5 protein-coding genes are annotated in these 6723 nt (G+C 70.3%); 4 read left to right on the top strand and 1 reads right to left on the bottom strand.

Annotated elements, in window-relative coordinates; translation table 11 throughout:
• Positions 1–106: 106 nt before the first annotated feature.
• Positions 107–1921 (bottom strand): coagulation factor 5/8 type domain-containing protein, encoded by a 1815-nt coding sequence (locus ACL02U_RS32510; RefSeq protein WP_412794608.1) that lies wholly within the window; start codon positions 1919–1921, stop codon positions 107–109.
• Positions 1922–2194: 273 nt separating this feature from the next.
• On the opposite strand from ACL02U_RS32510, the gene ACL02U_RS32505 reads away from it, so the two are divergent.
• The 4 genes from ACL02U_RS32505 to ACL02U_RS32490 all read left to right on the top strand — a co-directional run.
• On the top strand, positions 2195–3511 hold the full coding sequence (locus ACL02U_RS32505) for an ABC transporter substrate-binding protein (RefSeq protein WP_412794607.1): 1317 nt from the start codon (positions 2195–2197) through the stop codon (positions 3509–3511).
• Between the two features lie 5 nt (positions 3512–3516).
• Positions 3517–4509, top strand: coding sequence for a carbohydrate ABC transporter permease (locus ACL02U_RS32500; protein WP_412794606.1), 993 nt, complete (start codon positions 3517–3519; stop codon positions 4507–4509).
• Positions 4502–5356: a carbohydrate ABC transporter permease gene (locus tag ACL02U_RS32495; protein WP_412794605.1), complete on the top strand. Its 855-nt coding sequence runs from the start codon at positions 4502–4504 to the stop codon at positions 5354–5356. The genes ACL02U_RS32500 and ACL02U_RS32495 overlap by 8 nt, the downstream gene beginning before the upstream one ends.
• A 29-nt stretch (positions 5357–5385) precedes the next feature.
• On the top strand, positions 5386–6723 hold a 1338-nt coding region (locus ACL02U_RS32490; RefSeq protein WP_412794604.1), incomplete at its 3' end, for a GH1 family beta-glucosidase.

Raw genomic sequence — 6723 nt, 5'->3', positions numbered from 1 at the left:
TTTCGGCCACCGGATTTCGGCCACCCGGTTGCGACCCCCCGACAAGGTGACCGAGTCGCCGGGTGACGGGCCGGTCAGGTGGCCCGGCGGAGGGCCGCGCCGGCGCTCACGGGTACGACACCACCGTGGACGGCACCGTCGAGGTCCCCGACGTCGGCGCGCCCGTCTCGTTGATGACGTGCCGGTACTGGCCGTTGCCGCCCAGGGAGATCACCAGCAGGTCGTGGAAGCGGACTCCGGGCCGCTGCGGCGCGGCGAAGCCGTGGTGCTGCACGATCGTCGGGTCGACGTTGTAGTAGCAGTAGCTGCCCAGCCCCCAGGCCTCGTGCTCGGTGACGTGGTCCCCGACCCTGTAGGCCGCGTAGCCCTGGACGGCGCCGTTCTGGATCGCGGCCTGGTTCGGGGCGTCGTAGGCCTTCTCGTTCTGGAAGAAGACCGTGCGGCCGCGCTGCCCGTTCCACTGCACGTCGTACTTGTTGAAGTGCTCGACGAACAGGCCGGTCGCGAGCACGTCGTCGCCGTTGACCACCAGGCCGTAGTCGGCGCGGTTGGTCTCCCAGCCGACGCCGGTGCCGTGGTCGGCGCGCCAGATCCAGGTGTGGTCGACGATGGTGTGCCGGTTGTTGATCACCATGCTGGTGGTGGCGCGTCCGGCGCCGGCGCCGCCGATGCGGACGAACACGTCCTGCACGGTGGTGGGGTCGTGGCGGTGGTCGCGCCGGGCCCACCGCGGGCCGACCTCGAGGAGCGTCTCGGAGGTGACCGGCCCGGCGTCGATCAGGAAGCCGGCCAGCCGGACGCCGCCGACGTCGGCGACCTTCATCGCGGCCGTGCCGTTGTCGGGGACGAGGGTGGCGTAGCCGAGGCCCAGCACCACCGTTCCCGGGCGGGTCACCCGGATCGGCTCGTCGACGTGGTACACGCCGGGGGTGAGCAGCAGGTGCAGGCCCTGGCGCAGGGCCCGGTTCAGGGTGGCCGCGTCGTCGCCGGGCCGGGCCACGTAGAACCGGTGGAGCGGCAAAGACCGGCCTCTCGGGGTGCCCTTGTCCCAGGTGACGCCGCGCGCGTCGGTGCGCTTGTCCGGCAGGAACACCCGGAACTCGTCGCCGTGGACGTGCAGGAACGGCTTCTCCCGGGAGACGGGAGTGGTGGCGAGGGTGGTGTACGGCGGGTCGGGGAAGCCCTGCGCGGGGGCGCCCTCGACGCCGGAGAACACCATGTTCCACACGGCGTTGACCCAGCCGCCGACCGTGCTGTCCCGGGTGTACCACTGCTGCTGGGAGTACGGTCCGACCCGGCCCTCGATGCGGCTGTCGGCGATGTAGCCGCCGCTGGCCCAGCCGTACCCGGAGGGCGCCAGGTTGAGGTCGCCGTGGACGTGCATGCGGCGGAACGGCGCCGCCTGGGCCACCGCCCAGCGGTTGGTGCCGTTCGCGGGGAACAGGGCGAGGTTCTCCGCCGAGCGCCAGAAGTTCTGCGTGGCGTTGCCGCCGAACCAGCCGGCGTCGACGGTGACGTCGCCGTGGATGGTGGTGTCGTCGGGGGACAGGCCCAGGCCCGAGATCGAGGTGTAGAAGCCGAGTTGGGCGTTGAGGTCGCGGTAGGTGCCCGGGCGGAACAGCAGGGCGTAGCGACCGTCGCCGAACTGCGCCGACTCCTGCTCGGCGAACACCTCGTCCAGCCTGGCCTGGATGTCCGGCGTCGACGGGTCGAAGACGAGGACGCGGGGCCCGAGGTCCCCGCCGCCCCGCAGCGGGCGGTGGTCGCGCCGCCCGGGCGCGGGGGCGGGGGAGGCGGCGGCCGCCGGTGCGGCGCCGAGCCCGGCGAGGGCGGGTGCGGCCACCGCCGCTGCGCCGAGGACGGCTCTGCGGCCGACGCCGGAGCGGTGCGGGGCGGGGGAGTCCGGGGGGACGGATGACATGGGGCGGCTCTCCTCGTTGGCCGTCCGGTTCGCCGCCGCCCGTGCGCGGCGAACGGTGGCGAGGTGACGAGCCGGTTTCGGGAAGTGAACGATCGAAGATGTTGGGAGCGCTCTCTTGCGGAGGAATGGTTCATTGCTGAAACGATCGCGTCAAGAGGGGGCGCACAACTTCGACGAGGTGGCTCCCGAACCCTTGACGCGCCGGTCTTCCGGAGATTAACTCACGTCCTAAATTAAGCCGTGATGATCTCCCTGGAAGGGACACCTGGAGCCATGCGCAGCATCCGAGCCGCGGCCGTAGGCGCCGTCACCCTCTCCCTCGCGCTCGCCGCCTCGGCCTGCGGAGGGGGTTCGTCCACCGAGGGCGGGTCGAACGACTCGCCCAAGACGCTGACCTACTGGGCCTCCAACCAGGGCGCCAGCATCGAGGTCGACAAGAAGGTCCTCCAGCCGGAGCTCGACAAGTTCGAGAAGCAGACCGGGATCAAGGTCAAGCTCGAGGTCGTGCCCTGGTCGGACCTGCTGAACCGCATCCTCACCGCCACCACCTCCGGCCAGGGGCCGGACGTGCTGAACATCGGCAACACCTGGTCCGCCTCGCTCCAGGCGACCGGCGCGCTGCTGCCCTGGGACGCGAAGAACTTCGGCAAGATCGGCGGCAAGGACCGCTTCGTCGACTCCGCGCTCGGCTCGACCGGCGCGCAGGGCAAGGACCCGGCCGCGGTCCCGCTGTACTCGATGGCCTACGCCCTCTACTACAACAAGCAGATCTTCGCCGACGCCGGCATCTCCCAGCCGCCCGCCACCTGGGACGAGTTGATAGCCGACGGCAAGAAGATCCAGGCCAAGGGCAAGCAGGCGCTCGGCGCCGAGGGCGCCAACGGCTCGGAGAACATCCACCACGTCTTCGTCTTCGCCAAGCAGCACGGCGCCGACTTCTTCACCGCCGACGGCAAGGCCGACTTCACCAACGACGGCGTGGTCGCCGCGGTCAAGCAGTACGTCGACCTGATGGCCAAGGACAAGATCATCCCGGCAGGCAACGCCGAGTACGCGCAGAACCAGTCGGTCAGCGACTTCGCCAAGGGCAAGACCGCCATGCTGCTGTGGCAGTCCGCCGCCTCCAACCTCAAGTCCCAGGGCATGAGCGAGGACGCCTACGGCGTCGCCCCGGTCCCGGTCCAGTCCGGCACCCCGGGCACCGGCACCCAGGTCGACTCCATGGTCGCCGGCATCAACATGGCCGTCTTCAAGAACACCGACAACCTCGACGGCGCGACCGAGTTCGTGAAGTTCATGACCGGCGACGCCGAGCAGAAGATCCTCAACAAGGCCTACAGCTCCATCCCGCCCGTCAAGGGCGCCCAGAGCGACCCCGCCTTCTCCGGCCCCGCCGACACGGTCCTCAAGGACACCCTCTCCCAGAGCGCCGCCGCGCTGCCCCAGGTGCCGGACGAGTCCCAGTTCGAGACGACGGTCGGCACGGCCGTCAAGGAACTGTTCGCCGACGCCGCGGCCGGGCGCCAGGTGACCACCGAGTCCGTCAAGGCCAAGCTGCAGAAGGCCCAGCAGCAGATGCCCTCGAAGTGAGCACGATGACCACCACCACCGCCGAACGGCCGGTGGGCGAGGGCACGCCCGGTGCGGCACCGCGGGGAACGTCCCGCGGCCGCGCCGGGCGGCTCCGCCGCGCCGGGCTGCCGTACCTGCTCCTCCTGCCCGCCCTCGCGCTCGAACTGCTCGTCCACCTGGTGCCGATGGTCATCGGCATCGTCATGAGCTTCAAGGAGCTCACCCAGTTCTACATCCGCGACTGGGGCAGCGCCCCCTGGTCCGGGCTCCGCAACTACAGCATGTCGGTGGACTTCAACGCCCCCGTCGGCGAGGCGCTGCTGCACTCCTTCTTCGCCACGGTCCTCTTCACACTGCTCTCGGTCGGTTTGTGCTGGCTGATCGGGACCGCGGCCGCGATCTGCATGCAGGACACCTTCCGCGGCCGGGGCGTACTCCGCGCCCTCTTCCTGGTGCCGTACGCGCTGCCCGTCTACGCCGCCGTCATCACCTGGGTGTTCATGTTCCAGCACGACAACGGCCTGGTGAACCACGTGCTGCACGACCAGCTCCACCTCACCGGCGAGCCGTCGTTCTGGCTGATCGGCGACAACAGCTTCTGGGCGCTGCTGACCGTGTCGGTGTGGCGCAGCTGGCCGTTCGCCTTCCTCATCGTGATGGCCGGCCTGCAGAACATCCCCGGCGAGCTGTACGAGGCGGCCGCCCTCGACGGCGCGGGCATCTGGCAGCAGATCCGCCGCATCACCCTGCCCTCGCTGCGCCCGGTCAACCAGGTGCTGGTCCTGGTCCTCTTCCTGTGGACGTTCAACGACTTCAACACGCCGTACGTGCTGTTCGGCAAGTCGGCCCCGCAGGCCGCGGACATGATCTCGGTCCACATCTACCAGGCCTCCTTCGTCACCTGGAACTTCGGCACCGGCTCCGCGATGAGCGTCCTGCTGCTGCTGTTCCTGCTGGTCGTCACCGGCGGCTACCTGATCGTCACCTCGCGAGGACGGAGGTACGCCAATGCCTAGTTCCCCCACGGCCCCGCCGACGTCCTTCGTGTGGACCCGGCGCGTGCTGCTGACCCTGCTGGCCGGTTTCGTGCTGGTGCCGGTGTACGTCATGGTCTCCAGCTCGCTGAAGCCGCTCGCCGACGTCTCCGGCAGGTTCCGGTGGGTGCCCAGCGGACTGACGATCCGCCCCTACATCGACATCTGGTCGACGGTCCCGCTGGCCCGGTACTTCGTCAACTCGCTGATCGTGGCCGGCGCGGCGACCGTCTGCTCGGTGGTCGTCGCGGTGTTCGCCGCCTACACGGTCAGCCGCTACGAGTTCCGCGGCAAGCGGGTCTTCACCGTCACCGTCCTGTCCACGCAGATGTTTCCCGGCATCCTCTTCCTGCTGCCGCTGTTCCTGATGTACGTCAACATCGGAAACGCCACCGGCATCGCCCTGTTCGGCTCCCGGGGCGGCCTGATCCTCACCTACCTCACCTTCTCCCTCCCCTTCTCCATCTGGATGCTGATCGGCTACTTCGACTCGGTCCCGCGCGACCTTGACGAGGCGGCCCTGGTGGACGGCTGCGGTCCGCTCGGCGCGCTGTTCCGCGTCGTGGTCCCCGCTGCGGTCCCCGGCATCGTCGCGGTGGCGGTCTACGCCTTCATGACGGCGTGGGGCGAGGTCCTGTTCGCCTCCGTGATGACCAACGACACCACCCGCACCCTGGCCGTCGGGCTGCAGGGCTACTCCACCCTCAACGACGTCTACTGGAACCAGATCATGGCCGCCTCCCTGGTGGTGAGCGTGCCCGTGGTGGCCGGCTTCCTGCTCCTGCAGCGCTATCTCGTCACCGGCCTGACCGCCGGAGCGGTGAAGTGACCGACGCTCTTTCCCCCGAGAGGACTTCCGTGACCATCGACCTCGCCGCACTCCCGCACGACTTCCTGTGGGGTACGGCCACATCGGCCTACCAGATCGAGGGGGCCGTGGCGGAGGACGGCCGTTCGCCGTCGATCTGGGACACCTTCTCCCACACCCCCGGGAAGATCGACAACGACGACCACGGCGACGTCGCCTGCGACCACTACCACCGCTGGCGCGAGGACATCGCCCTGATGCGCCGCCTGGGCACCAACGCCTACCGCCTGTCGGTCGCCTGGCCGCGCGTGCTGCCCGGCGGCGACGGCCCGGTCAACGCCAAGGGTCTCGCCTTCTACGACGAGCTGATCGACGCCCTGCTGGCGGCCGGCATCACCCCGTCCGTCACCCTCTACCACTGGGACCTGCCGCAGACCCTGCAGGACCGCGGCGGCTGGCCCGAGCGCGCCACCGCCGAGCACTTCGCCCACTACGCGTCGGTGGTCGCCGAACGCCTCGGCGACCGCGTCACCCAGTGGACCACGCTCAACGAGCCGCTCTGCTCGGCCTGGATCGGCCACCTGGAGGGCAAGATGGCCCCGGGCCTGACCGACCTCACGGCCGCCGTCCGGGCCTCCTACCACCTGCTGCTCGGCCACGGCCTCGCCGCCTCCGCGATCCGCGCCGCATCCCCCGGCGCGCAGGTCGGCATCGTCAACAACCTGTCCACCGTCCACCCGGCCTCCGACCGGCCCGAGGACCTCGCCGCCGCCCGCCGCGTGGACGGCCACACCAACCGCTGGTGGCTGGACCCACTGCACGGACGCGGCTTCCCCGAGGACATGCGGAAGCTGTACGGGGTCGAACTCCCGGAGCGGGCCGGCGACGCGGAGACGATCGCCGCCCCCCTGGACTGGCTCGGCCTCAACTACTACTTCCCGGCCACCGTCGCCGACGACCCCGCCGGCCCCGCCCCGCACGCCCGCGAGGTCCGCCGCCCCGGCGTCCCGCGCACCGGCATGGACTGGGAGGTCGACGCGAGCGGCATCGAGACGCTGCTGCTGCGCCTGACCGACGAGTACGGCGCCCGCCGCCTGTACGTCACCGAGAACGGCTCCGCCTACCCGGACGTCGTACGCCCGGACGGCACCGTCGACGACCCCGAGCGCCGGGCCTACCTGGAGTCCCACCTGGCCGCCTGCGCCTCGGCCGCCCGCAAGGGCGCCCCGCTGGCCGGCTACTTCGCCTGGTCCCTGCTGGACAACTTCGAGTGGGCCTACGGCTACGACAAGCGCTTCGGCCTGTACCACGTCGACTACGAGACCCAGGTCCGCACCGTCAAGGGCTCCGGACGCCACTACGCGGACATCATCCGCAGCCACCGGGAG

It is taken from the genome of Streptomyces sp. MS06 (genome assembly GCF_047200655.1).
Lineage (GTDB): Bacteria > Actinomycetota > Actinomycetes > Streptomycetales > Streptomycetaceae > Streptomyces.
This window is presented reverse-complemented; position numbering and strand designations above follow the sequence as displayed.